General features: G+C 65.1%; 27 protein-coding genes. 15 read left to right on the top strand and 12 right to left on the bottom strand.

Features of this window, described 5'->3' with window-relative positions; translation table 11 throughout:
- Positions 1-10 precede the first annotated feature (10 nt).
- Entirely contained in the window at positions 11-1,201 is a 1,191-nt protein-coding gene (locus tag IEY31_RS07770; RefSeq protein WP_188970591.1) for a glycine C-acetyltransferase, read from the bottom strand.
- 241 nt (positions 1,202-1,442) lie between these two features.
- Between IEY31_RS07770 and IEY31_RS07765 the strand changes: the two genes are divergently transcribed.
- The 3 genes from IEY31_RS07765 to IEY31_RS07755 all read left to right on the top strand — a co-directional run bounded on the left by IEY31_RS07765 (position 1,443) and on the right by IEY31_RS07755 (position 5,704).
- Positions 1,443-1,652: a hypothetical protein gene (locus tag IEY31_RS07765; protein WP_188970589.1), complete on the top strand. Its 210-nt coding sequence runs from the start codon at positions 1,443-1,445 to the stop codon at positions 1,650-1,652.
- A gap of 740 nt (positions 1,653-2,392) precedes the next feature.
- Complete coding sequence (locus tag IEY31_RS19140) at positions 2,393-2,782, top strand: hypothetical protein (RefSeq protein ID WP_407925757.1); 390 nt, start codon at positions 2,393-2,395, stop codon at positions 2,780-2,782.
- Positions 2,783-3,826: 1,044 nt separating this feature from the next.
- The gene (locus IEY31_RS07755) at positions 3,827-5,704 is read left to right on the top strand and encodes an NPCBM/NEW2 domain-containing protein (protein ID WP_229723405.1); all 1,878 of its coding nucleotides are present in this window, start codon (positions 3,827-3,829) and stop codon (positions 5,702-5,704) included.
- 136 nt (positions 5,705-5,840) lie between these two features.
- Here IEY31_RS07755 and fumC read toward each other — a convergent pair whose 3' ends face one another.
- Positions 5,841-7,235: a class II fumarate hydratase gene (fumC, locus tag IEY31_RS07750; RefSeq protein ID WP_188970587.1), complete on the bottom strand. Its 1,395-nt coding sequence runs from the start codon at positions 7,233-7,235 to the stop codon at positions 5,841-5,843.
- Between the two features lie 145 nt (positions 7,236-7,380).
- Positions 7,381-9,327, bottom strand: a complete 1,947-nt coding sequence (locus tag IEY31_RS07745) for a S9 family peptidase (RefSeq protein ID WP_188970585.1) — start codon at positions 9,325-9,327, stop codon at positions 7,381-7,383.
- Between the two features lie 298 nt (positions 9,328-9,625).
- On the opposite strand from IEY31_RS07745, the gene IEY31_RS18650 reads away from it, so the two are divergent.
- From IEY31_RS18650 to IEY31_RS07725, 4 genes are all read left to right on the top strand, one after another.
- Positions 9,626-9,946 (top strand): hypothetical protein, encoded by a 321-nt coding sequence (locus tag IEY31_RS18650; RefSeq protein ID WP_229723404.1) that lies wholly within the window; start codon positions 9,626-9,628, stop codon positions 9,944-9,946.
- Positions 9,947-10,052: 106 nt separating this feature from the next.
- On the top strand, positions 10,053-11,171 hold the full coding sequence (locus tag IEY31_RS07735) for a M20 family metallopeptidase (RefSeq protein WP_373289128.1): 1,119 nt from the start codon (positions 10,053-10,055) through the stop codon (positions 11,169-11,171).
- 29 nt (positions 11,172-11,200) lie between these two features.
- Positions 11,201-11,497, top strand: a complete 297-nt coding sequence (locus tag IEY31_RS07730; RefSeq protein ID WP_188970581.1) for a hypothetical protein — start codon at positions 11,201-11,203, stop codon at positions 11,495-11,497.
- Between the two features lie 4 nt (positions 11,498-11,501).
- Positions 11,502-11,978 carry a hypothetical protein gene (locus IEY31_RS07725; protein WP_188970579.1) on the top strand — a complete coding sequence of 159 codons (477 nt, stop codon included), beginning with the start codon at positions 11,502-11,504 and terminating at the stop codon, positions 11,976-11,978.
- Between the two features lie 132 nt (positions 11,979-12,110).
- Here IEY31_RS07725 and IEY31_RS07720 read toward each other — a convergent pair whose 3' ends face one another.
- Positions 12,111-12,599, bottom strand: a complete 489-nt coding sequence (locus IEY31_RS07720) for a hypothetical protein (protein WP_188970577.1) — start codon at positions 12,597-12,599, stop codon at positions 12,111-12,113.
- A gap of 40 nt (positions 12,600-12,639) precedes the next feature.
- Here IEY31_RS07720 and IEY31_RS07715 point away from each other — a divergent pair, with 40 nt between their 5' ends.
- The 3 genes from IEY31_RS07715 to IEY31_RS07705 are packed head-to-tail and all read left to right on the top strand — an operon-like array spanning position 12,640 to position 14,112.
- Positions 12,640-13,068 carry a putative dsRNA-binding protein gene (locus IEY31_RS07715; RefSeq protein ID WP_188970575.1) on the top strand — a complete coding sequence of 143 codons (429 nt, stop codon included), beginning with the start codon at positions 12,640-12,642 and terminating at the stop codon, positions 13,066-13,068.
- Positions 13,065-13,727 carry an HAD family hydrolase gene (locus tag IEY31_RS07710; RefSeq protein WP_373289127.1) on the top strand — a complete coding sequence of 221 codons (663 nt, stop codon included), beginning with the start codon at positions 13,065-13,067 and terminating at the stop codon, positions 13,725-13,727. The genes IEY31_RS07715 and IEY31_RS07710 overlap by 4 nt, the downstream gene beginning before the upstream one ends.
- 25 nt (positions 13,728-13,752) lie before the next feature.
- Positions 13,753-14,112, top strand: coding sequence for a YraN family protein (locus IEY31_RS07705; protein ID WP_188970573.1), 360 nt, complete (start codon positions 13,753-13,755; stop codon positions 14,110-14,112).
- A 31-nt stretch (positions 14,113-14,143) separates the two neighbouring features.
- Here IEY31_RS07705 and IEY31_RS07700 read toward each other — a convergent pair whose 3' ends face one another.
- A complete protein-coding gene (locus IEY31_RS07700) occupies positions 14,144-15,412 on the bottom strand; it encodes a hydroxyacid-oxoacid transhydrogenase (RefSeq protein WP_188970571.1) in 1,269 nt (422 codons plus the stop codon).
- Positions 15,413-15,465: 53 nt separating this feature from the next.
- Here IEY31_RS07700 and IEY31_RS07695 point away from each other — a divergent pair, with 53 nt between their 5' ends.
- Positions 15,466-15,885 carry a secondary thiamine-phosphate synthase enzyme YjbQ gene (locus IEY31_RS07695; protein ID WP_188900126.1) on the top strand — a complete coding sequence of 140 codons (420 nt, stop codon included), beginning with the start codon at positions 15,466-15,468 and terminating at the stop codon, positions 15,883-15,885.
- Between the two features lie 177 nt (positions 15,886-16,062).
- Complete coding sequence (locus tag IEY31_RS07690; RefSeq protein WP_188970569.1) at positions 16,063-17,280, top strand: adenylosuccinate synthase; 1,218 nt, start codon at positions 16,063-16,065, stop codon at positions 17,278-17,280.
- Between the two features lie 69 nt (positions 17,281-17,349).
- Here the strand turns inward: IEY31_RS07690 and IEY31_RS07685 are convergent, their stop codons facing one another.
- Positions 17,350-18,255 (bottom strand): glycerophosphodiester phosphodiesterase, encoded by a 906-nt coding sequence (locus IEY31_RS07685; protein WP_188970567.1) that lies wholly within the window; start codon positions 18,253-18,255, stop codon positions 17,350-17,352.
- A 247-nt stretch (positions 18,256-18,502) separates the two neighbouring features.
- Between IEY31_RS07685 and IEY31_RS07680 the strand changes: the two genes are divergently transcribed.
- Positions 18,503-19,228 carry a 50S ribosomal protein L25/general stress protein Ctc gene (locus IEY31_RS07680; RefSeq protein WP_188970565.1) on the top strand — a complete coding sequence of 242 codons (726 nt, stop codon included), beginning with the start codon at positions 18,503-18,505 and terminating at the stop codon, positions 19,226-19,228.
- Positions 19,229-19,418: 190 nt separating this feature from the next.
- Positions 19,419-19,718: a DNA-directed RNA polymerase subunit omega gene (gene rpoZ, locus IEY31_RS07675; protein WP_188970563.1), complete on the top strand. Its 300-nt coding sequence runs from the start codon at positions 19,419-19,421 to the stop codon at positions 19,716-19,718.
- Between the two features lie 336 nt (positions 19,719-20,054).
- Here rpoZ and IEY31_RS07670 read toward each other — a convergent pair whose 3' ends face one another.
- The 5 genes from IEY31_RS07670 to IEY31_RS07650 form a co-directional block, all read right to left on the bottom strand.
- A complete protein-coding gene (locus IEY31_RS07670) occupies positions 20,055-20,471 on the bottom strand; it encodes an IS1 family transposase (RefSeq protein WP_188970561.1) in 417 nt (138 codons plus the stop codon).
- The gene (locus IEY31_RS07665) at positions 20,468-20,776 is read right to left on the bottom strand and encodes an IS1 family transposase (RefSeq protein WP_188970559.1); all 309 of its coding nucleotides are present in this window, start codon (positions 20,774-20,776) and stop codon (positions 20,468-20,470) included. Before IEY31_RS07665 ends, IEY31_RS07670 begins: the two co-directional genes overlap by 4 nt.
- A 113-nt stretch (positions 20,777-20,889) precedes the next feature.
- Positions 20,890-21,573, bottom strand: a complete 684-nt coding sequence (locus IEY31_RS07660; protein WP_188970557.1) for a tRNA (adenine(22)-N(1))-methyltransferase TrmK — start codon at positions 21,571-21,573, stop codon at positions 20,890-20,892.
- Positions 21,554-22,108, bottom strand: coding sequence for a YqhA family protein (locus tag IEY31_RS07655; protein WP_188970555.1), 555 nt, complete (start codon positions 22,106-22,108; stop codon positions 21,554-21,556). Before IEY31_RS07655 ends, IEY31_RS07660 begins: the two co-directional genes overlap by 20 nt.
- Entirely contained in the window at positions 22,108-22,692 is a 585-nt protein-coding gene (locus IEY31_RS07650; RefSeq protein WP_188970677.1) for an MOSC domain-containing protein, read from the bottom strand. The genes IEY31_RS07655 and IEY31_RS07650 overlap by 1 nt, the downstream gene beginning before the upstream one ends.
- 167 nt (positions 22,693-22,859) lie before the next feature.
- Between IEY31_RS07650 and tyrS the strand changes: the two genes are divergently transcribed.
- Positions 22,860-24,113, top strand: coding sequence for a tyrosine--tRNA ligase (tyrS, locus tag IEY31_RS07645; RefSeq protein ID WP_188970676.1), 1,254 nt, complete (start codon positions 22,860-22,862; stop codon positions 24,111-24,113).
- Between the two features lie 405 nt (positions 24,114-24,518).
- Here the strand turns inward: tyrS and pyk are convergent.
- Positions 24,519-25,752, bottom strand: a 1,234-nt coding sequence (pyk, locus tag IEY31_RS07640) for a pyruvate kinase (RefSeq protein WP_229723402.1), incomplete at its 5' end; no start/stop codon positions are given.

Below are 25,752 nucleotides of genomic sequence, written 5' to 3'. Positions count from 1 at the left end.
CGGTAGTCGATCAGACCCCGGCCACCTTCAGCCGGCGGCCCACCTTCTCGTAGGCCGACAGCGCCTGATCCAGATCGTCGCGGGTATGCTCGGCGGTCACAATGTTGCGGATGCGGGCGCTGCCGCGCGGCACGGTGGGAAAGCCCAGGCCCACAGCAAAGACGCCTTCCTCGAACAGCAGTCGGCTGGCCTCGAAGGCGGCCTCGGCCTCGCCGAACACGACGGGCGTGATGGGCGTGACACTGCCCATGGTGTCAAAGCCCAGCCGGCCCAGTTCGGCCTTGAAGTAATGGGTGTTGTCCCACAGCCGACGCATCAATGACGGATCGCGTTGCACCTCCTCGATCGCAGCCACCAGACCACCCACCACCGCCGGAGGCTGCGCGGTGGAGAACAGGTAGGGACGGGCGCGGTTGATCAACAGCTCGCGCAGGTCCGCGTGCCCCGCGGCGTAGCCTCCCACACCTCCCCAGGCCTTGCTCAGCGTGCCCACCTGAATCACATCGTCGGCCTGCTCGAAGCCGAAGTGATGCACCGTACCGCGCCCGTCCTCGCCCATCACGCCGCTGCCGTGGGCGTCGTCCACATAGGTCACTGCGCCGTATCTGCGGGCCACCTCGATCAGTTTGTCCAGCGGGGCCAGATCTCCGTCCATGCTGAACACGCCATCGGTGACCACCAGCTTCAGGCCGCCGGTCTCGTTCTCCTTCAGAATGCGTTCCAGATCAGTGGGGTCCGAGTGTTTGTAGACCTTCTTGGTGGCCTTGGTCAGCCGCAGCCCGTCGATGATGCTGGCGTGGTTCAGCTCGTCGCTGACGACCAGATCACCCTCCTTGAGCAGTGCGCCCAGCACCCCCTGGTTGGTGGTAAAGCCGCTGTGCAGCACCAGCGCGCTGCCGGTGTGCTTGAAGGCGGCCAGCTGTTCTTCCAGTTCCTCATGAATTCGCAGGGTCCCGGCGATGGTCCGCACCGCCCCAGCCCCGACGCCCCACTCGCGCAGGTAGGCGGCGGCCCTTTCCTTCAGGCGCGGGTGATCGGCAAAGCCCAGGTAGTTGTTGCTCGCCAGGTTCACCACCTCGCGCCCGTCCACCCGCATCCGGGCACGGTTGGCCCCGTCCAGCACCCGCGGCCTGATCAGCAGCCCGCTGTCCCGCAGTCCGGCAAGTTCGGCGCTCAGGCGCTCCGACAAAGTGGTTGACATGTCATGAGTCTAGGGGCGCAAGGTGCCGCCTGTCCGTGAGCTGGGGACGGGCATCCAGACCCATCGGCGCTGGCAAAAGGCAGCCCAGCGGGAGATCAGGTGTGCAGCACAGTGGAACCGCCACAATAGGAGTTTCATCGCACTTCCCTTATATGAGCTTAGGATGAGAGACAGCGTCTTAATTCAGAAACTGACAGAAGCCTGTCAGACTCTGGAAAGAGACAGTCAAGCACAGTGTCTTATGACCTTCTTCATGCTCGCGCTGTTGCCCGCCGCCGTCGCACTGTGCCTGCTGCTGGTGCTGGCGCTTTCAGTCGTTGTCAGGACTGTGCAGGGAGAGCGCTGGAGCGTGACGCTGGAAAATCAGGGTCCCACAAGCCCCAATCTCCAGGTCAATGCCTGGATGACCGACACCGTCGTAAACGGCCTGGTCCGCGAATCCGTGGCCTGAGAACTGCGCGCATGGCGTTTGGCCACGAGTTGGGGCCTATCTGTGGCAGGGCATGATGCGTTGCCGTCGCGAGTTCAGGTGGGCGGCACCGCCCGCACGTACAACTCCACGCGGGCCAGGAACGGGCATTTTTCCTGGCCCTTCTGCTCATGCTCCCTTGCCGTGCACGTCGGGGATCATCTAACAGGATTTCGAGCGCAATACATAATGGTTTCGACTGGCCCCGTGTAACGGCGGGTGGTAGAGGCTGGCTTGAGGCATCGATCCGTCCAGGCCATTGGCCAGAGTGCTGAGCATTGTAGGGGAAGGTCTCCGTACCGGACAACTCCGTATTGAGACCGTGCTGGACGTCAAATCCCTGAAGGTGTGACTGGTTGCGAACAGGCGCGACAAATAGCGGTGTCTTGGGTGTGTGACCACGCCAAAACCCGCCGACCTCCAGCGGAGCGAACTCACCCGCCACTTCAAAGCCTGCGTGCCCTTCCTGCGCCACGACACGCTGCAGCGCGTCGTCGATATCGTCTTCGCCATGGTGACCGCCAGGAGCGTAAATCAGAGTGACCTGTGCGGTCACCTCCCCGGAGTGAGCTCCATTGACGCGAAGAAACGCCGGGTGGAGCGCGGCTGTCGGGACCCGCAACTGACCGAACCGGTCTTTCTCGCTTTCCTGCTGACCCTGCTGCCCCCAGGGAAGTTGTTGCTCAGCATGGACCGTACCTTCTTGGGCAGAACGGACGCCCATGAGGACGCCTACCCGCACCTGGGAGCGCGGAGAGACGCCCCTGAACCTCCTGGTCCTTGGTGTCGTCCTCCACGGATACACGGTGCCGCTCGTCTGGACTGCTCTCGATCACGATGGCGGCGAGTGGTTCCGCTTTCTGAGGCGCAAGAAAATCAAACGGGCCATCCGCATCCGGAAGAATGCCGTCGTCGACGAGCTGCGCGTTGATGCGTGGTTCGGTGATCTGAAGGTCGGGGAGGTCCGGTGCCTGGCCGAACGCGCCAATGTGTACGGCGAGGTGATGCAGGTTGTGGCCACCAGATGTCAGCGTGTGGGACACGTGTGTGCTGTACCGAGCTCGCTGGTCCGTGGGGTGCACCTTCGCGAGCCTCAAGGTGCGCGGCTTTGACCTGGAGCGCACGGGCATCACTCGCCCGGACCGGACGTCTCTTCGGGCTGGTCGTCCTGGCCTGGGTCAGCTGCCTGCGGGTGGGCATGTGGCTCCAAGCGCAGGTGCCAGTCAAGGTGAAGGCTCATGGCAAAACGGCCATGAGCCTGGTGCGCTACGGCGCGGAACGGCTCGGCCATGCGCTGCGGTGGGGACTGCCCGAGTTGCCCGCACTGATCAGGCTGCTAAGCACTCCATTTCATGCGCCAGGCGCAGCTTGAAGTCAAGTTGTCCGGTACAGAGGGGGAAGGTGAAATGTCATCCCAACGATTGCCACAGCGATCGGCTGGGTATGGCAACCAGACTGATCCGATGAGCTTCCAGTAGACGGTTGGGCCCAGACTTTGCAGTTGAGATGGTTGCAGAGGTGCTCCTTGACGCCGTAATAAGCGTCTGTCTTTTCGTATAACGAGAGTGACAGGAAGTCGAACTGCAGTCTCTTCTCAATAAAAAATGAATAGGCTTGGCTTTGCGACTAAGTAAAGATAATATATTAATAAGACATTTAGTATATTTAATCACAGAATTACTATATCAGAGTCTCAATTTTAGCATTATTATGACCTATTTATAATTTAGTATGATCCATAATGAATTTCAGCGATTGACGGTAGGTCATAGCCCTAGAGATTTAAGCCGTTGTAGCGTCAGCAACGACTTTGACGGTGACGCACTTCTATCGCTAAGTTTTAGAGATTTGGCTAAGGCCGCTCTTCAAACGGCTCCCACAACCTTTGAGGCGCAGTGTGAGAAATTCTACTTCAGTGTCCCAAAAGGCAGAAACTTACTTACCTTCTCGATGTTTCTGAAGTCTATGAGGCAAATGAGAATCCTGGCAGCCAATTCCTTTGCAGAGTTCTCTAATAAGATTTCGTTAAGGTGACTATGCATGTCCGATGAACGCGTGCACTGTTGAGGCAAGCCGAACGTGCCTTGCTCAACCGGCAGCCGTATGGCGCCGCCGAAGTTGGAATGAGCGCCGAAGCGCACATCTAGACCCACCCCGTGCTTGAAGCTAAAACGATCAAGCACACGTCCATCTCAAAAGGAAATTCCATGTCCCACTCCACCCGTTCCGCCCTGTCCCTCACCGCCCTGGCCCTCACTCTGACCCTGGCTGCCTGCTCTCAGCAGAATGCGGCGCCACAGCTGCCTGCGGAGCAGCAGCCCCAGGCAGATCAACGGGACGGCAGTCAGTTCATCTACGACGGCACGGACCATTCATGGGTTTCCTCTGACAATGGGCTGACAGATTTGAAGTCGCAGGATCTCAAGGCCGGTAACAACGCACTGAGCAACGAGCCCTGGACGGCTGCCACCAGTGGCTGGGGCCCCATTGAGCGCAACATGAGCAATGGCGAGAAGGGCTCTAAGGACGGAGGCAAACTGCTGATTCAGGGCAAGGGGTACGACAGCGGTTTTGGCGTGCATTCCAACTCCTCGATGACCTTTAATCTTGAGGGCAAGTGCAGCCGGTTTACGAGCGACGTGGGCATGGACGACGAGGTAGGCAGCCGGGGCAGCGTGATATTCCAGGTCTACGCCGACGGTAAGAAGCTATTTGACAGTGGCAAGATGACCGGTGCTGACAAGGCCAAGACGGTCAATGTAGACGTCTTGGGACGCAAGGAACTGAAGCTGGTGGTTATTAATGCGGGCGATAACATTGACTACGATCATGCCAACTGGGGCGGGCCTGTTCTAGTAGACTGCAATGTTTCCAGCAAGCCCACGCCTCCTGCCGCTGCGCCCTCTCCCACGCCTCCACCTTCCAACAATGTCAAGTACAGCGGGCCACTGGTCATCACAAAGGGCGGCACCTACCGCGGCAACTGGGAGAGCCTAGACCCTAGGGTCCCTGCGGTATATATCAAGACGAGCGAGCCTGTCGTGATCGAGGGGTCCAACATGCGCGGACGCGGCGAGCTGATCCGTGGCTGGTTTGTCAACCTGACGGTCCGCAATTCCAATGGCTATGGGATGAATCCCAATGTTGCGGGCAGACCGGCTGGACGTTTTATCGCCGTTGAAGAAGTTCGCAGTCTTCGTGTGGAAAACAACTACATGGAGGGAACCACAGGGATCTACGTCAACGAGTTCGACGGAAAGGGTGCAGGACAGACGATCAAAATCCTGCGCAATAAAGCCAAGAACATTGATGGACGCCGCAGCGACGGTAAGGGCGGCTACAATGGAGAGCGCTACCGCGTCCAGTTCGCTCAGCTCGCCAAAGTTCGCAGCGTGCCAGGTATAGAAATTGCCTGGAACGAAGTGATCAACGAGCCGGGCAAGAGCTCACTTGAAGAGAACATCAACCTGTACTCCACCAGCGGAACCTCCAGCAGCCGAATTCAAATTCATGACAACTACATTCAGGGTGCTTTCGCTGTTGATTTGTCCGACAGTTCGTATTCCGGCGGCGGCATCATGCTGGGCGACGGCCCTGAGCGCAACATGAACGAGGCCGGTGGCTACGTCGACGTTTACAACAACCAGATCGTCAGCACCTCCAACCAGGGCATCGGTATTGCCGGTGGTCATAACCATAGGGTCTTCAACAATCGTGTCCTGTCAAGTGGCCGACTGCCCACCGGAGAGGTCAACCAGTCGCAGAACGTCGGCATCTATGTCTGGGACATCCACAAAGGCAAACTCATCAACACTTGGTTCAACAACACGGTTTACAACAACGTAATCGGCTGGACACGTGTCAACAGCAACAACAGCACGTGGCTGAACAACACCTGGCTGCCCGACTGCACCAGCACCTGCTACAACAACAAAAGCTGGTCCGGCGCCGTCACACTGGACACCGAGAAGCAGGAGTACCAGTTGTGGCAGAGCAAGTTCCGCGCGGCTGGCATGAGCGTGGGCTCGAACTGAACACGCAGCTTCAGAAAGCACCAGCTTCCTGAGTAAGAACGAAGAGAGGGTCTGCCACACACGGCAGACCCTCTCTTCTCGTCTTTTCCTGGTTCAGCCAGCGTATTCAGGGAGCACGACCACACACGCGGGCGGATCAATTCCGTGTCATGTCCATTGGAACGACCCATTCGTCGAACTCCCCGTCTGTTACGTGGCCCAGCGCCAGCGCCGCCGCCTTGAGACTGCTGCCGTCCTTGTGCGCCTTCTTGGCAATCGCGGCGGCCTTGTCGTAGCCGATGTGTTTGTTCAGGGCAGTGACCTGCATCAGGTTGATCTCGAGGTTGTGCTGGATCTTCTCGCGATTGGGCTCGATGCCCGCCGCGCAGTGGTCGTTGAAGGCGAGACAGGCGTCGCTGATCAGGCGAATGCTTTCCAGAACGGCATGAACCATCACCGGCTTGAAAACGTTGAGCTGGAAGTTCCCCTGCGATCCGGCGAAGGCCACCGTGGCGTCGTTGCCGAAAACACGGGTTGCCACCATGGTCAGCGCCTCGCTTTGCGTGGGGTTGACCTTGCCGGGCATGATGCTGGAACCAGGCTCGTTCTCAGGGATGGTGATTTCTCCAATGCCATTGCGAGGGCCAGAGGCCAGCCAGCGCACGTCGTTGGCCATCTTCATCAGTGCGCCTGCCAGCGTCCGCAGGGCCGCTGAGGTCTGCACCAGCGCGTCATGGGCGCTCAGGGCGGCGAACTTGTTCTCGGCGCTGCGGAAGGCGAAGCCCGTTTCGGCCTCGTACTTCTTCGCGGCCAGATCACCGAACTGTGGATGGGCGTTGAGGCCGGTGCCCACCGCTGTGCCCCCGATGGCGAGGTCCAGCAGTCCCTCCCCGGCGTGCTTCACTTCCGCGAGCGCGTAATCCATCTGGGCCACCCAGCCGCCGATTTCCTGGCCCAGCGTGATGGGGGTGGCGTCTTGCAGGTGGGTGCGGCCCACCTTCACGATGCCCGCGTATTCCTCGGCCTTGGCGTGCAGGGTGTCACGCAATTTGCTCACATCGCCGTACAGCCGCTCGTTCAGCTCCAGCACCACGGCGATGTGCATGGCCGTGGGAAAGGTATCGTTGCTGCTCTGGCCCCGGTTGACGTGATCGTTGGGATGCACGGGAGACTTGCTGCCCATCTCGCCGCCCGCGATCTCGATGGCCCGGTTGCTGATCACCTCGTTGGAGTTCATGTTGCTCTGGGTGCCTGAACCCGTCTGAAAGACCACCAGTGGGAAGTGATCGTCCAGTTTCCCGGCGATCACCTCGTCGGCGGCCTGCACGATCAGGTCCGCCACGTCACCCGGCAGCTCGCCCAGTTCAGCATTGGCCTGCGCCGCGCCTTTCTTCAGGATGCCCAGCGCCCGGATGATCGGGCGGCCCCAGACAAAGGTGTCGCGGCCAATCGGAAAGTTATGGATGCTGCGCTCGGTCTGTGCACCCCAGTAGCGGTCTGCGGCCACGTCCAGCGTGCCCATGGTGTCGGATTCCTTGCGGGTTTGGGTCATGGGGGCAGTTTAGAACAGCCTGTGCGTCTGACGCAGCGGCCAGAATCTCCGCCTCGGGTGTTCTCGCCTCCCCCAACAGGGCGACAGGCAAAAACCCCTCCCGCTAAGGAGAGGGGCAAATGCACGGGCATGTTCAAAGACCAATTCAGTCCTTCAGCCACTGCTCCAGCCAGCTCAGGTATTCCTCCAGCCGCTTGATGCGCCGGTCTGGACGGCCCGCGCGGGACAGCTCGTGGTTCTCCTCGGGGAAGCGCACGAAGCGCACTGGGACACCATGAAGGGTCAGAGCGGCGTACCACTGCTCGGCCTGCTCGACGGGGCAGCGGTGGTCCAGCACGCTGTGTACGATCAGCGTGGGCGTCTTGACGTTTTCCACGTATTGCAGCGGACTCATCTCCCACAGCCGCAGTGCGTCGGCGCGGCGATGGAAGTTCAGGCCCAGTTCGTCGTCCCAGAAGCGCAGCCCGATGTCGGAGGTGCCGCCAAAGCTCAGCAGGTTGCAGATGCTGCGGTCGGTGATGGCCGCGTGAAACCGCGTCGTGTGGCTGGTGATCCAGTTGGTCATGAAACCGCCGTAGCTGCCACCCATCACGGCGCTGCGCGTCCCGTCCAGGCGCGGGTGGGCCTCCAGGCAGCGGTCAAAGAAGTTCAATAGATCGTCCGTGTCGGGGCCGCCCCAGCGCCCGTGGATGTCGTCCACCCAGGCCTGACCGTAGCCGGCGCTGCCGCGTGGATTGCTGTAGCACACGCCGTAACCGCGCGCGGCGAACAGTTGGAACTCATGCATGAAGGCGTGGCCGTAATCGGTGTGTGGACCGCCGTGAATGCTCAGGAGGGCGGGCACCCGGTCCTCACCCTCTGGCAGCAGCGCCCAGCCCTCGCCCTCCCCCAGTTCATTGTGGAAGGTCACGCGCTCCGGCGTGCGGGCCGGAAAGGTCAGGCGCTCATGCAGGGCCGTGACCTGCACGCCGTTCAGCTCCACCTCCGGGAACCGGTCCGCCCGTTCGCGGATCAGCGCCACGCCGCCGCCTCCCGCCGAGAAGGAGGGAATGACGGTCCGGGCATCGTGATCCTGGGCCGTGACCTCGCCGTCCAACGTCACGCGGAACAGGCCGCAGCTGCCGCGCACGGTGCTGGAGAACAGCAGGGTGCGGTCATCCAGCCACACCGGCTTCTCGGGCAGCGCCCCGACGTGGCAGTCGCCGCCCACCATGTTGCCGACGCCGTGATCATGGCCCCCGTCCAGCCGCTGCCAGGAGCCGTCCGCCTCGACGAGGAACAGGTGGCTGTTTTCCGGGCTGCCCTTGCCCTCGGGGCGGCCCACCAGGACAAAGCGCTGTCCATCCGGATGCGGGATCAGCGTTCCGATGCCCGAGTTCCACTGCGTGAGCTGCGTGGGCGTTCCGTCCAGCGGCAGGCGGTAGACCTCCTGCTGGCCCTGGGTGGCCGCCAGTTCGGTGGCGCTGGAAACGAACAATACGCCGGAAGAATCCGGTTGCCAGGCGTAGCTGCCAATTTCGGTTTCGGGCGCGAACCACTCGGTCACCGTGTCGGCCTTCAGGTCGTAGCGCCACAGCCGGGGCGGGCGTTCGGGCAGCCAGTCGCGCCCGTTGAAGCGGTAGCGCGGGCGGGTGATTACGCGGGCCTCGCCGCGCTCGTCCCGTTTGTCCTCATCGTCGCCCGCGCTGAAGAACGCCAGAAAGCGCCCATCGGGGCTGAACTGTACGTCCTGCACGGCCCCCTTGAAGGCGGTCACGCGCCGGGCCTCGCCGCCGCCCAGGGGCATCAGGTACAGCTGGCCTCCCCGCCCGTTACCGGTCCGCACAAAGGCCAGCGTCCCCCCGTCCGGGGACCAGCGCGGCAAGCTGTCACGGCCCTCGCCGTGGGTGAGTTGCCTCGCCGGGCCGCCGTCACTCAGCCACAGATGGGTCTTGTACCGTGGCCGGGCAAATGCCGCGTCGATGTTCTGCGGGTCTTCTTCTTCCACGCGGGCCAGCACGAAGGCGACGCTTCTGCCGTCCGGGCTGACCTGGGGACCCGAGGGAAAGGCCAGGGCGAGCAGGCTGTCGGGGCCGGGCAATGAATTGGACATGGCCCTCAGGATAGCCGCTTGCTCTCCAGGGACAGCAAGCCTCAACGCCCACCGGATCAGCCTTCATGACGAAACACTCAAGGCAAATTGGGTGCCGCGCTCCTGATCATCAGAAAGGCGTCAGTTAGGCTAGACATATCGGCACCCCCGGCCTCGAAATTCTGGCATAGCCCCGTTTCGCGGCGCGGCGTCGATTTTCTGACGCTGGTGTGCGCAGGTTCTGCCTGGATTGCGAAACCGGTGTCCGCAGTACGGCCCACCAATTGATACTCATTTTTATTTTTTTCGGAGGCCCATGATGACTGTTCCTCAACCCCCGTCCGCCCGTGCCCAGACCACTGCATCCAAGGCCAAGTCCCTGACCCGCTCGCTTTCCACAGCGGCCCATTCCGCAGCGGCGACGCCCCAGGCCCTTCACGACATGCTGTGCAGCTGGGTTCCGGGCACCACCAACATCGTCCGGCTCAGGATCAGCGCCGAGCGCGGTGGGGAGCGCATCCTGGAAGTCACCAGCACCCACCTGGGCCGTATTTTCGGCAAGGAGGCGGTCCATGACCTGTACCTGAAGGGCCGCGCCCGGGTCAAGGTCACGGCCCAGCAACTCGAACTGCTGATCTAAGCTGTTCGCGCAGGTCAATTCCCGACACATCCAGACCTCCGGTGCCCTGCTGGAGGTTTTTTCCTGACCTCCAGCACATTCTGGCGGGGCGGCAGGCCGGGGTAGCATGGGCGGTATGTCATCCCCAGAAGGTCACCCCGAACTCCAGGCCATGCTGAACGATCTGCGGACCCTGGTCGAGATCGAGTCGCCGTCCAGCGATCTGGCCGCCATCTGCCGCGTCATGGACGTGGTCGAACAGTGGGCGCGCGACCTCGGCGCGGAGACGCACGGCCTGCCCGGCGGCACCCGCCTGTTCAATTTCGGTGTCGGATACGACGAGCAGCCGATTCTGGTGCTGACCCACGCCGATACGGTCTGGCCGCACGGCACCCTGGCACAGATGCCGTGGCGTGTGGAGGGCGACCGCCTCTACGGGCCCGGCACCTACGACATGAAAGCCGGCATTGTAGGGCTGATTCACGCCCTGCGCAGCCTGAACCACGGGTGGCCCAGGGGGGGCGTTCAGGTGCTGCTCTCGCCGGATGAGGAAACGGGCAGTGCCAGCAGCCGCGGGCACATCGAGAACGCTGCCCGCCACGCCCGTGCGGTGCTGGTGGTGGAGCCGCCGGTGGCCGACAGCCACAACCTCAAGACCGGCCGCAAGGGCACCGGCCATTTTTCCCTGCACTTTCACGGCGTCGCCAGCCACGCCGGAAACAAGCCCGAGGAGGGCGCCAGCGCAATCACGGCCGCCGCGCAGGCGGTGCTGGAAATTCAGGCCCTGGCCCGTCCGGACATCGGCACCACCATCAGCGTCGGGCTGATCCGGGGGGGCAGCGCGGTCAACGTGGTGCCGGCCGAATGTGTGCTGGACGTTGACCTGCGCGTGTCCACCCTGGCCGAGGCCGAGCGCGTCACGGCCGCCGTGCAGGCCATGACCCCGGCGGACCCGCGCGTCACGCTGACCCTTGGGGGCGGGTTGAACCGGCCCCCCTTCGAGCAGGGCGGGGCGACGATGGCGCTGTTCGCTCAGGCCCAGGCCATCGGGCAGCAGCTGGGCTTCACGGTCGGCCATGAGGTTGTGGGGGGCGGCAGCGACGGTAACTTCACCGCGCCGCTCGCACCCACCCTGGACGGTCTGGGCGCCCCCGGCGACGGCGCGCACGCCAGCCACGAGCACGTTCGTCTGGACCGCTGGCCGGACCACGTGCGCCTGCTGACCCGCCTGCTCAAAGAAATCTGACGATTCCCCCGCCCACGCCCGGAGGCCCCATGTTCAACCTGTTCCGCAAAGTGCCCGCCAACCCCAACGTCAAGCAGGATGACGCCCAGACCTTCCGGGTGCGCGTCCGCACCGCCCGGCACGGCGAGATCGTCGAGTTCCGCTTTACCAAGGGCGCGCACATTGGCGTCGACGACGACGGCAACTACGTGTTCCGCAAGCCGGTGGTGTCGCCGCAGCATCTGGACCGGGGCGAGTTGGTGGTGCAGTTCAACAACCGCTATCAGGTGCTGTCCACCAGCGGCGACGGACTGGAGTTCGTGCCGGTCAGGGAATGGGAGGACTGAGCCTGTGACCGCCGATCCCCACCCGCTGGACCTGCTGCGGGCCGAGGCCCGGACCGCCACGGTGCCGGAGGTGCGCCGTGAGCTGGACGCCCTGAGTGCGCGGCAGGCCGAGGTGCTGAACTCCCCCCACTGGGGCGCGGGGGCCGAGGACACCCTGCGCGCCAGCATCGGCATGGGGCGCAAGATGACCATGGAGATGCGGCTGGGCCTGGGCGACGACTGGGCCGCGCTGCCGCTCCGCAAGACCGCCCCGCTGGCCGAGATGACCCTGCCGGACCTGCTGGCCGAGGCACGTGCGGGCCGCGAACATCTCCTGCAGGTGCTGGATAGCCTGCTGCGGACCGCCCAGCACCGGGAGGTCCGGGCGTGGTGCTACGGCGAGGAGGTGCCGCCGGAGCTTTACATCCTGGGCCTGCGCCGCCGACTGGCCGCGCTGGATTCGCGGGTGGCCGGGGCGCGAAACGCCGACATGACTGGCTAGGCCCGTTCCCGCCGAACATTCAAACGACACGTGGTCCGGTGGCGCAGACCTCACGCCAGAGGCTGAAGCAGCCTGCCGCGACGCCTCTCAGAACTTCTCTGCCCACGGCAACTCCACTCTGGTCCCACCAAGTCAGTCCCCCTCCGCCACCCGCGTCAGTGTGCAGCGCCCCAGCCGCAGCTCGGCGCTGGCCTCAGCGCGGTCTTCGGGGGTTCTGGCCACCCCAAAGACCGCCAGGGCCGCCTCCAGCAGGGGCGGAAGATTCTCCAGCGTGGCGGCGGCCAGCACGCCCTCGAAGGTCTGTGCGTCCAGCGGGCCGATATAGGCGCAGGCCAGCGCCAGCCCGCCGTCCTGCGCGTCGGCCAGATCCAGGGCGATCAGGGACGAGTTCTTGTGGTCCAGCAGCAGTACGCCCCGGTCCGCACGGTAGGTGGCGGGCGTGCCCTGCGGCGGCTGCGGACCAAGGCGCAGGGTGGTCTGGAAGATCTCGCCCTCGGCGGTCACGGCCTGCAGGGTCCAGACCTGACCCGGCGCAATGGGGCTGCTGGGCGGCGGCCCCTGGGCCAGCCCTCCCGCCCAGGCGGTGCAGGAGACGAGCAGCAGGGTCAGCAGCGGGCGCATAGCCACAGGCTAACGCGCCACGATGCCCTAGTCTGAAGCCATGAATGCCAAGGGTGAACTGATCGCGCGGCTCCTCAACCTGGGGCAGGGTGCGCCGATCTTCGAGGCGGTCTCGCACGGTCCCGCGCACAACCGGACCTTTCGCGTGCAGGTGGTGGCCGGCGGACAGGTGCTGGGCGTGGGCGGCGAGGGCCGCAGCAAGAAAGACGCCGAGCGGCTGGCAGCCGAGGCGGCCCTGCGCGCCCTGGACGGCGTGAACGACGCGGAACTGCCGGACACCGGGACAACCGGGACAGACTCGTCCGCCCGCTGGCCGATCTATTCCGGCGTGCTGGAAGCCGCGCTGGAAACGGCCCTGGACCTCGCGCCAGACGACGCCACGCTGGACGAGGTGCGCGCCGACGCCGCCCGGCTGTACCGCGACCTGCTGGCCGATCTGGGCCACGGCCCCGAAACGGACCCCGCGTGAACTGGCCGTGGCGTCCGGCGGGCGTACTGTTCGACATGGACGGCGTGTTGACCGCCAACAACGCCTTTCACCGGCAGGCGTGGCAGGAGGTGGCCGCCGAGGTGCTGGGCCTGAACCTGACCGAGCACGATCTGGACACTAAGGTGGACGGCGGGCGCAACCCGGAGATCATCGAGCGGCTGACCGGCCGGTATCCGGAGGCCGCGCTGAGCGCCCGCTTCCACGATGCCAAGGAGGGCCGCTACCGCGATCTGGGCTCTGGGCAGCTGCGCGAGGTCGCGGGCCTCAGCGCGTATCTGGACGTGCTGGAGGGGCGCGGCATTCCCTACAGCCTGGTCACCAGCGCGGACCGCGTGAATGTGGAGTTCGGGATGAAGGCGCTGGGCCTGGGGGCACGCTTCGCAACCCGCGTGCTGGGCGAGGACGTCACGCGTGGCAAGCCCCACCCGGAGCCGTTTCTGCTGGGGGCAGAGAGGCTGGGCCTGAACGCTGCCGACTGTCTGGCCCATGAGGACGCGGTCAACGGGGTCAGGAGCGCCGCCGGGGCCGGCTGCCGCGTGGTGGCCCTGAGCACCACCGCCTCCGAGGCTGTCCTGCTGGCGGCGGGGGCTGCGCTGGCCGTGCCGGACTTCACGGGCTGGGCCGCGTGGCTGGCCTGAGAACGCGGCGCGGCGCGGCCAACCCGTGAAGGGCGCGGACGCCGAGGACCGCGCCGCGGCCCACCTGCGGGGCTTGGGCCGCGAGGTGCTGGCCCGCAACTACCGCATGCCCGGCGGCGAGATCGACATCGTGTCGCGCGAGACCGCTCCCGACGGAACGGGCGGCACACTGGTGTTCACTGAAGTGCGGCAGCGCCGCCAGAGTCGTTACGGCAGCGCTGCCGAGAGCGTCACGCCGCGCAAACTGGCGCTGATGCACCGGGCCGCGCTGACATACCTGACCCGTGAGCTGGGCCGCGATGACCTGCCGTGCCGTCTGGAGGTATTGACCATCGACGGTCCCGCAGAAACGGGCGAGATCCACCTGCTGGACGTGGTGGAGTAGGGGCCAACCCAGGCGCGTCAGCCCAGCGCTGTCAGCCCATCGACTCCTCAAAGATCCGCGCCAGATCGTCTGCTGTGGGCGTGCGCGGGGCGACGTTCAGCAGACGCTGCTGTTTCATGGCCCCGTCCACCAGCGCGGGAATGTCCGAGTCGTCGTAGCCGAATTCACGCACCCCCAGCGGGGCGTCCACGTCGCGCATCAGCGCGAGCAGCGCGTCCGGCAGGGCGTCCCGGTCGTCGGCCTCATAGACCTGCCCGCTGAGCATGGTGGCGGCCTGGATGTGCCGCGCCGGCGCGCTGTCGAAGGTGAAACGGAAGGCGGCGGGCGAGGTCACGATCACACTGAAGCCGTGCGGCACGAACTTCTTATCGCCGGGATAGCCGGGGTGGCGGTACTGGTGCTTCAGGCCCGCGATGGGGTACGCGCAGGCGTGGGGGATGTGCACGCCCGCCGAACCGAAGCCCACGCCCGCCATGGTGGCCGAGAGCATCATGGCGCCCCTGGCCTCGCCGTCTCCGGCGTCCCGCACGGCGCGGCGCAGAAACTCGCCACCGTTGCGGATGGCCTGCGCGGACCACAGGTCCGCCACCGGATTGCTGCCCTGGTAGGGCGGACGCTCGGCGGGGCTGGCGGGACGCGGGCGGCTGGTGTACGGGCGGCTCAGAAAACTCTCGGCGGCGTGGCACACCACGTCCAGCCCCGCCGAGGCAATCACGGCGGCGGGGGCGCTGCGGGTCAGCTCCGGGTCCACAATGGCCTGCGTGGGCCGCAGACGGCGGTGGCTGATGCCCGTCTTGATCCGCAGTTCCGGCAGGTCGAGGATGGCGACGGTGGTGGCCTCCGAGCCGCTGCCGGGGGTGGTGGGAATGGCCAGCAGCGGGCGCAGCGCCCCCGCCGGCTGACGGCCCCCACCCACCGGCGCGTTCACGTACTCCATGATCGCGCCCCCGTCCGAGACCACCAGATTCGCCACCTTGGCGATGTCGATGGCGCTGCCGCCGCCCAATGCGGAGAAGGCGTCGGCGTCAGCTGCACGCGCCGCCGCCACGGCCCGCTCGAAGCACGCCAGCGTCGGCTCGGTTTCCACGTCCGAATACACGGTGACTTCAATGCCCTCGGTGCGGACACTGTCCAGCACGGCGTCGGCCAGCCCCAGCCGCAGCACTTCGGGGTCCACCACGAAAAACACCCGCCGCGCCCCCAGCCGCCGCAGCTCCCAGCCAGTGTCCAGCGCCGCGCCGGGACCAAACTTGACCGGCGTGGCCTCCACGGTAAAAATCCTCTCCCGTTCGTCGTTCATGGTTTGCCCCCTGATGCGGCTGACTGTAGCAACTGCGGCGTACGCTGGGCGGCATGTGGCACCAACGCGAGTTGACCCTCAGACCGTTTCCGCGCGGCTTTCACCTCATCACGCGCGAGGTGCTCTCGGCACTGCCCGAGCTTGCCCGCGTGCAGGTGGGCCTGCTGCATGTCTTCATCCAGCACACCTCCGCCAGCCTGACCGTCAGCGAGAATGCCAGCCCCGACGTGCGGCGCGACTTCGAGCGCTACTTCAACCACGCCGTGCCCGACGGCTGGGCCGACTTCGAGCACACCCTGGAGGGCGATGACGACATGGCTGCGCACATCAAGGCGAGTGTACTGGGCGCCAGCCTGAGCCTCCCGGTGCGGCAGGGACGGCTGGCCCTGGGCACCTGGCAGGGCCTGTACCTGTGCGAGCACCGTGACAGCGGCGGCGCGCGGCGGCTGGTGCTGACGCTGACGGGGGAATAGCGCTGCCCCCCTCACCCCGCCCGCCCACGCTCCTTCCCTACCCCTACACAACCTCACCCCCTTGCCACCGCCATCCACTAAGCTGAGGCACGGTGCCGTGCGCCGTGTTTTTTTTGCTCCAGGCCAGACGGCCAGGACCAAGGAGAGCAAGTCTGCGCGCATGGCCGGAGGGCTGAGATGCCTGGAATTGCAATTTTAGGGGCGCAGTGGGGCGACGAGGGCAAGGGAAAGATCACCGATTTCCTGGCTCCGCAAGCGGAATACGTGGTGCGTTTTCAGGGCGGCGCGAATGCCGGGCACACGGTCACGGCCAAGGGTCAGACCTTCAAGCTGAACCTGCTGCCCAGCGGCGTGCTGCATCCCGGGGCAGTGAGCATCCTGGGGGACGGCATGGTGATCGATGCCGACAAGTTCCTGGAAGAACGCCAGAACCTGCTGAACGCGGGTCTGAGCCCGGAACTGCGCATCAGTGACCGCGCCCATCTGGTGCTGCCACACCACAAGTATGTGGACGGCCGCAAGGATTTCGTGGGCACCACCGGGCGCGGCATCGGCCCGGCCTACGCCGACCGCGCCCGGCGCGTGGGCCTGCGCTTCGGCGACCTGGCCGACGACAGCGTGCTGCGCGAGCGCCTGGAACGGCTGCTGGAGGCCAAGCCCAACAGCACCCGCGACGCGGGCTGGACCAGCGTGGAGGTGGCCCTGGACGCCCTGGCCCCCACCCGCGAGGCGCTGCTGCCCTTCGTGCAGGACACCGGAGCGCAGCTGCGCCAGGCCATCACCGAGGGCCGCAACGTGCTGTTCGAGGGCGCCCAGGCCACGCTGCTGGACCTGAACTACGGCACCTACCCATTCGTGACCAGCTCCCACCCCACCGTGGGCGGCATCCTGGTCGGCGCGGGCGTCAACCACAAGGCGCTGCACAAGGTGTACGGCGTCGCCAAGGCCTTCAACACCCGCGTCGGGCATGGTCCCTTCGTCACCGAGGTCTCGGGGGCAGACGAGATCCTGCGCCTGCGCGGCGACGGCAGCAAGCCCTGGGACGAGTTCGGCACGACCACCGGCCGCCCACGCCGGGTGGGCTGGCTGGACCTGGCGCTGTTGAAATACGCCGTGGACGTCAACGGCCTCGACGGTCTGGTCATCAACAAGATGGACATCCTGGCGGGCCTGGACACCATTCCCGTATGCGTGGGCTATGACGCCGACGGTCAGCCGGTCTACCGGAACATGCCAGGCTGGTCCACCACCGACGGCGCAGACAGCCGCGCCACGCTGCCCAAGGAGGCCCAGGCCTACCTGGACCTGATCGAGGAGACCGTGAACTGCCCGGTCGTGATCTTCTCCTGCGGCCCGGCCCGCGAGCAGACCTACGGCGCGGTGAACTGGAACTGATCCAACCCCGGAGAGCATGACGGAGCGGAGCCTGCGGGTTCCGCTCCGTGTTTGCTTGTCCTGCTGATTTTATTGCCCTGTTGGCCCCGCCTGACCTGTCTCGGCGAGCACCCGTCTCAGCAGCGCCGGATCGTCGGTCAGGATGCCGTCCACGCCCATGCGGATAAGGCGGCGCATGGTGGCCTCGTCGTTGATGGTCCAGACCTGCACGGCCACACCCCGTCGGTGCATGGCCTTCACGAACGACGGCGTGACCACCGTGATGCCGCCGCCGGTCAGCGGCACCTGGGCCGCCCGGCCCGGCAATGGGGCCAGCCCAGCCAGCCCCACCTTGCTCAGCAGCACCAGCGGACGCAGTTCCCTCTCGGTCATGCTGGTCATCACCTCGGGGCAGGCGGCGCGGAAGTCGCCCATCGCCACGTCGCTGAAACTGGCGACCACTACGCGCGAGGTGGCCCCGGCGTCGCGCAGCGCCTGGCAAAAGGGCACGCCCAGGCTTGGCTCGACCTGCTTGATCTCGATGGACAGCGGCATGTCCGGGAACCCGGCGAGCAGCTCATCCAATGTGGCGACGCGCACGCCCTGGCCCCGGAAGGGAAAGGTCTTGCCTCTATCGGGCGAGAGGGTGAAGCCCGCGTCGGCCTCGCGCACCTCCGAGAGCGTCAGGTCCCGGATGCGGCCCCTGGTATTGGTCAGGCGGTCCAGCGTGTCATCGTGTGCCAGCACCAGCACGCCGTCCTTCGTGGCGTGCATATCGGTGTCCAGCATGTCCACGCCCAGCGCCGCCGCGTTCTGGAAAGCCAGCATGGTGTTGCTGGGCCACAGCCGTTCGCCGCCCTGGTGCGCCACGTTCCACACCCGCCCGGTGATCAGCGGGTTTGCGGGCTCCACGCCGCCACTGCTGCTGCACGCCCCCAGCCCGCCCAGGAGCCCCAGGCCCACCAGCACCGCACCTGCCCACCCACGCTTTGTCATGCCTCCACTTTACCGGGAGTAGCACTGGGAACAGTTGCCCCACTGGCCCAGCATGTCCTGTGCCAGCGGAACGGCAGCCAGCAGCCACGGACCAGTGAGGCTGCTGGCTGCCTGCCCTTCCACTGGCGGGCCGGGGTTTGCTATGCTGGCAGGGTTGCCCGTTCACCCCCGCCCCCGACCTCAGAAATGAATGGTCGACGTGCGGCAGGGAGCAGAAGACGGAAAGCGCCAAGGAGAGTCTACGCACATGGAACTGAACGCAAAGCCCCGCAAGAGTCAGGAAAAGCTGGCCGAAGGCATGATCCCCGCCGTCGCCTACAACAAGGAAAACAACGTCTCTTTCACCCTGGACCGCAAGGCCTTTGACCGGGCCTTCCGCCAGACCAGCACCACCGGCCTGTACGACATCACCGTGGAAGGCAGCGAGACCTTCCCCGCGCTGGTCAAGACCGTGCAGATGGACAAGCGCCGCCGCGTGCCGATCCATGTCGATTTCTACATGGTCACCTACGGTGAGGCCATTGAAGTCTCCGTGCCGGTCCACACCAAGGGCAAGAGCCAGGGCGAGATCATGGGCGGCCTGCTCGACACCGTGGTTCACAACCTCGCCATCATTGCCCCCGGCCCGCGCCGCATTCCGCAGGAACTGGTCGTGGACGTGAGCAAGCTGCAGATCGGCGATCACGTCACCGCCGGCCAGATCCAGCTGCCCGAGGGCGTCAAGCTGGCTGTGGATGAGGAGCAGGTTGTGATCAGCGTCCTGCCGCCGCGCCTGAGCGCCGAGGAAGCCGACGCCGAGACCCAGGCTGCCCAGGTGGCTGGTCTGGTGGCGTCCGGCGAGCTTACCGAGGAAGCCGCTGCCGCGGTGCTGGAAGGCGAGACCACCCTCGACGATGCCAAGGCCGAGAGCAGCGAAGCCGACACTGGCAGCGCCGACACGGGCGAAGCCAGCAACGAAGAAGAGCAGTCCTAAGCCCGCTTCGCGGTTCCGTTTCCACTGTGCAGGCCGGGGTTTCCAGCAATGGAGGCTTCCGGCCTTCGCAGCGGTCGGGCGCAGGGCAGGAATTTTGAAAGCTGACGCCCCCTTTAGCCCGCACGCAGGGGTTAAGCTGAGGGGTCGAAGAGGCCAGACCAGACGGTCTGGAGAGGGAGGTTTAAACACTATGGCGGAAAAAGACATTGACAAGTTGCTCGCGATGACCGACAGCAAATACCGCTTGAGCGTCGTGACGGCCAAGCGTGCGCTGCAACTGCGCTCCGGCGCCCCCAGCGTGTTGCCCGTTGAGCAGCGCGTCCGCACCCGCAACCTGGTGACCCAGGCCATGCGCGAACTTGCCACCGGTCAGCTGACCGTGGGCACCGACCTGATGGACGAGACCCGCTTCCATCAGGACTACGTGCGCCAGCGGCAGGCCCAGCTTCAGGCCCAGCTGAACGCCGAACGCGAACGCGAACGCGAGTAAGCGCGCGAGGCAGAAACGGCGGACAGGAGATTGCCTGTCCGCCGTTTCTGCTTGGTGTGTGGACACCGCAAGTATGCATGCAGTCTGCGTGTGCCTGTCGGAAAATTCCGTCCCAGACGCCCTTTTTTAACACAACGCATAAAATTGACAGCCCGTGCATCCCGCGCTATAGTCCTTATCAACACCGCCGATTGAGGCGGATTTTTTATTACCTGAATTTTGCTGGCACCCGTTGTAGGGCAGGGAACAGAGACCCAACATATGCATTGCGTTCAGTTGGTAGGTAAGAAAAACAACGTGAGGCAAGGCAATGTTCCGGCCCGCCGGGTAGAGGGTTCAAGGGAATGACGCGTTGTAGCGGTGAATGAACAGCCAGATCAGCATCTCCAGATTGGCTTGCTTGCGGCTGAAAGACAGCGTTTTTCGAACCAGATGCGCCAGGCGCACTCTGAGCGTGGCATTGAATCGCTCCATATGTTGGGTGCCACCGATGCGGTGCAGCGCGCCAAAAACGACACTTTTGTAGGCCCCCAGGCGGTCTGTGTGACAGACCGCATCGAGGTATGGGGTGGGCAGGCCCTCCCACAATCCAAATGCGCTGATTGCATCCCGCCGTCCCATAAAGCAACTCACGATTTTGCGCGTGTGTCGGTCCATGGCGAGCCAGATCCAGAGCTGATGGGTGTGCCGCATCACAAATGTGCATAATTCATCGCATTCCAGCACCAGCGGCGCTGGTGCTGGAATGCTCACCGTTTTGAGGACACCACCTCCTGTGGATCAATGCGGTGTGGCACGGTCTGAACCAGCGATTGCAGGTGATGACGAAACCAGGTCCGGCTGACCCCTACCACCCGGCAAATGCCGCGGTGGGAGATGCGCTCGGAGAGCAAACGGTCCACCAGTTGCACCTGTTCAGCAGAAATTGGAGGCCGAGCATGGTTCAAGGTGAATTGGAACGTGCAAACCCGGCAGAGGTAACGCTGCTTGCCTGTGTGTGCGTGGCCGTTTTTGACGATATAGACGCCTCCGCACTGCGGACACTTCAAACCGTTCATGCTTCATTGAACACCCGTCATGCTCGGAAGTCCACTACCGGCCCGCCGCATAAATTTGACTTTCTCTGGATACTGCGCTATCTTTGTTCTATCACCGCCGAAAGGCGGGTTTTTTATTTCATTCTGCTGTCCAGTACTGCCAGCGCCGTTCTCGCGGTCTCCAGTTCATCCCAGGATGCTCGTCCTGGCGCGGCCACACTGCCGAGCCGCACTATATCGGCTTCAATCTGTCGGCGAACCACCTCGCCGCCCGCCCGCAACAGCAGCGGCCCGTACTTCAGTGCGGCGTCCACCGGCACGTCCTCGTAGGCCGGGTCCGCGCCAGCGGCCCGCTCCAGGCGCAGCACCGGGTAAGGCCAGTACCCGGCGATCAGACGCTCAGCCCGCACGTGGTAGCCCGCCTCACGCGCCCACAGGCGGATCAGCAGGGCCGAGTCGTTGGGTTGCAGGACCAGTGCCGGAGGCCGCCTCTCCCCTGCCCGCTCCAGAATCCCCCGGATGGTGTGGGCGCCCATCCCGCACAGGCTGGCGCTGTCCAGCTCACCGGGAGCTACCGGGGCAAAGCCGTCGCCCTCACGAACCTCGATCTGGGCGTCCAGCCGCGCCCGCGCCACGCTGCGTCTTGCCTGGGCCAGCGGGCCGGGATTGAGTTCCACAGCAATGCAGCGCCCCACCCGGCCCTCCCGGATCAGGCGCACGGGCAGGCGGGCATGGTCACTGCCGATATCGGCGTGGACGTCGGCACGAATCAGTTCCAGCACAGCTTCCAGGCGGGCATCAAGGGTGGGCGTCAACATCAACCCTCTCCGACCCGGCCTGGGCTGAGGCGCTGTGCAGGCGGCCCAGCACCGAACTGTAGACGCCCACGGCCAGAATCACGGCGGCAATGGCCACGCCGTAGACCAGAATGTCCGAGCCTCCCGTCCACTCCAGCGCCACTGCAAAGAAGTTGACGGCCAGCGCCGTGACCACCACGCCCAGCAGTTTCTGCTTCAGGTCATCGAACGAGGCTACCTGCAACCACTCCGGGACATTCTGGAGCCGCCCCACAAACAGCCCCTGCAGGCCCAGCGCGATGATCAGCAGGGCCACGCCCACCAGCAGCGTGTCGGCCTGCTCCACGGCGGCCACCAGCAGGTGCTTGGTGGTCTCTGGCTCGCCCAGGTCCCGGAAGGCGTCGCCGATGGTGTGATACGCCTGCACAATCGCGGCAATGAACAAGGCCAAGCTGAAGGCCAGCGCGCTGAACACCCCCAGGGCCACGATCAGGCGCGTGAAGCCGAAGGCGCGGGCCAGGGTGCGTGAGGTTGGATTCGTGGGTTTCCGTGCCATCAGCCCTGCTTCGCCCCTTCGGGCAGCAGCGGCGTCACCGCGTCGCCCTCGCGGATCACGCCGCCCACGATTACCCGCGCAGTCAGGCCGCCGTGGCCGCGCACGGCGTTGTACCCGCCCGCCCCCAGGTTTTCCTCCATGCGTGAACAGGGATGGCACTCGCCGGTGCCCTCCAGCACCACCTCGCCGATCTGAAAGCGGGCGTCCTTGAGCGGCAGCAGCGGGACGCCACTCACCACGATGTTGCGGCGCAGCAGTTCCGGGTCCACCCCATCCAGCCCGGCCAGCGCGGCAATCACAGGCAGGTGTTCGGCCTGAATCAGCGTGACCTGCCGTTTGCCGGGGCCGCCAGGGAGGGGCGGGTTGGAGGTTCTGGGCGTCGCCTCCAGTTGGCCGGACAGGGCCGTCAGGCGGGCCGGCGCCGTCTTGCCGTGGTCCCCGATCAGGCCGACGAGCGGGTGGGCCTCGACCTCCGGCACGCGTACCGGCGGCACGCGGCGGGCCGGACGCAGGCCCAGCCATTCCACCCGTCCGGGGCGGGGAAACGTCGTGCGCAGGTCCTGAATGGTCTTCACGCCGCCCATGCTATCCGCTACACTGCGGGACATGAGGCGCCTGACCCGACGTGCGTATCCCCCCTGCTGCTAGCGGTGGGTAGTCAGTCGTAGCCTGAACTCCAACCCCCCCCAGCGGCGCAGCCAGAACGGTATGCGCCGCTTTTTGCCGTGGAGCCCCTATGAATCAGCACAGCATCAATGCCATTCGCCACAACGTCCCCGTCACCGAGCAGCTTGAACTCCTGAGACGCGGCGTCGTCGATCTGGTGACCGAGGATGACCTGCGCCGCAAGCTGGAGAACAGCCTGAAAACCGGGCAACCGCTGCGCGTCAAGCTGGGCGCGGACCCCACCCGCCCGGACCTGCACCTGGGCCACGCGGTGATTCTGCGCAAGATGCGGCAGTTTCAGGATCTGGGCCATCAGGTCATCATGCTGATCGGCGATTTCACCGCCATGATCGGTGACCCCAGCGGCAAGAGCAAGACGCGCCCGCCGCTGACGCTGGAAGAGACCCGCGCCAACGCCCAGAGCTACCTGGAACAGTGCCGCCTGATCCTGCGGAGCGAGCCCGAGGTGCTGGAAATCCGCTACAACGGCGAGTGGCTCGAACCGATGGGCTACGCCGACGTGATCCGGCTGGCCAGCAAGTACACCGTGGCCCGCATTCTGGAGCGCGACGACTTTACCAAGCGGCTGAACGCCGGCACCCCCATCAGCCTGCACGAGCTGCTGTACCCGGTCACGCAGGGCTACGACTCGGTGGCGCTGCAGGCCGACGTGGAGCTGGGCGGCACCGATCAGCTGTTCAACAATCTGGTGGGCCGCGCTCTGCAGCGCGACTACGGTCAGGAGCCGCAGGTCGTGATGACCCTGCCGCTGCTGGTGGGCCTGGACGGCACAGAGAAGATGTCCAAGAGCCTGGACAATTACATTGGCCTGACCGACGAGCCGCACGCCATGTTCGCCAAGCTGATGAAGGTGCCGGACACGCTGCTGGGCAACTACTTCACGCTGCTAACCGATCTGCCGCAAGCCCGGATCGCAGAGCTGCGGGACGGGCATCCGGTGGCTGCCCACCGCGAACTGGCCCGCGAGGTGGTGGCGTGGTTTTACCCCGACGCCGATCTGGACGCTGCCGAGGACCGCTTCAGGAGCGTGGCCAGAGGCGGCATTCCCGACAATATCCCGGTCATCAACGTCGCGGCGGGCCTGGACGACAGCATTGACGCCCAGCACATCAGCATGGCGAAACTGGTGGTGCTGGCCGGCCTGGAGCCCAGCAACGGTGCGGCCAAAAAGCTGATCCAGAACAGGGGGCTGAAGCTGAACGGCGAGACATACACCGACCCGCAGGGCCAGCTGACGCGGGACCAGCTGGCCGCAACGGGCGGCGTGGTCATCCAGAAAGGCAAGGACAAGTTCGCGCGGCTGATGCTGGGGGATTGACCCGGTCCACCCATTTACGCTACCTTCACGGGCCGCCTGCACCACGGGCGAGAGAACCCGGATCCAAAAGTTATACACAGGGCGGTGTGGATAACTTTTTTGTACACCGACAGCGTGCAGGACGAACAAAGTTATTCAATATGCCCGGGACTTATCCACAGGAGAGTGTGGACAAAGCCCGTCCCTGTGGATAAAAAATCTGACCCATCCCTGACGTTTCTGGTCAGGCGGGTCAGGGTTGTTGTGCAGGCGCAGAGACCCAGCCTGACCAGCGCCGAATGCACCTCCAACGTCGGCGGGACAGCCGTTCGGAACAGAAACGGGCTCAGGCGTTACCGCCCAGTAAATACCGCGTGTGCGAACCAGGGCTGTCCCGATTCGCCCACGGAGGCCAAGCGCTTCAGCCTAGAACTGAGACACCACGTCCGCCTCGCGCAGGGCCTCCACACGCAGCATGTTGGTGGTGCCCTGCACGCCGAAGGGCACACCCGCCGTGATGATGTAGCGGTCGCCAATGTCGGCCAGGCTGCTGGCCTTCAGCTCCTTGTTGGCAATGCGCACCATGTCGTCGGTGCTGCGCGGGTCCTCGCTGAGCATCGGCACGACGCCCCAGCTCAGGGCCAGCTGGTTGCGGGTGGTCTCGTTGGGGGTCAGGGCCAGGATCGCCAGGGGCGGGCGGTTCTTGGCAATTCTCAGCGCTGCGCCCCCGGTGCTGGTGAACGCCACGATGGCCGGCGCGCCGAGCTTGGCCCCAATGGTGCACGCCGAGTAGGCGATCGAGTCCTGGGCCAGCGTGGTGTCGATCACCAGCTGGCGCTGCAGCAGGCTGTAATGCTCGCTGGCCTCCGCCTCACGGGCAATGCGGTCCATCATGGCCACCGACTCCACCGGGTACAGGCCCGCCGCAGACTCGGCCGACAGCATCACGGCGTCGGTGCCGTCGTAGATGGCGTTCGCCACGTCGCTGGCCTCGGCGCGGGTGGGGCGCGGCAGGCTGATCATACTCTCGAGCATCTGCGTCGCCGTGATCACCGGTTTGCCCGCCTCGCGGCACAGGCGGATCAGGCGCTTCTGGATGGTCGGCACCTGCTCGGCGCGCATCTCCACGCCCAGGTCGCCACGCGCCACCATGATGCCGTCGACTTCCTTCAGGATGTCCTCGAAGCGGTCCACCGCCTGCGGCTTCTCAATCTTCGCCATCAGCTTGGCGCGTGAACCGAAGCGCGACAGGTAGTGCCGGGCCAGCAGAAGGTCGTCGCGTGAGCGCACAAAGCTCAGCGCCACCCAGTCGACGCCCAGTTCCGCGCCAAACTCCATGTCAGACACGTCCTTGTCGGACAGGGCGGGCACGCTCAGGTCCGCCTCCGGCACGTTGATGCCCTTGTTATTTTTCAGAACCCCGCCGATCACCACGCTGGTGAGGATGTCGTTGCCACGCACGCCCTCGACACGCAGGGCCATGTTGCCGTCGTCGAGCAGCAGCGCCATGCCGGGATGCACGTCGCGCACCAGATCCTTGTAGGTGGTGGACACGCGTGAGGCGTCGCCCTCGATGTCATCCATCGTGATGGTGAAGTGGTCGCCGGCGACCAGCGTCACCGAACCCTCAGCGAAGCGGGCCACGCGGATCTTCGGCCCC

The organism is Deinococcus aerolatus (genome assembly GCF_014647055.1).
GTDB lineage: Bacteria > Deinococcota > Deinococci > Deinococcales > Deinococcaceae > Deinococcus > Deinococcus aerolatus.
The sequence above is the reverse complement of the archived record's forward strand: the minus strand, read 5'-3'. Positions and strand labels throughout refer to the sequence as shown.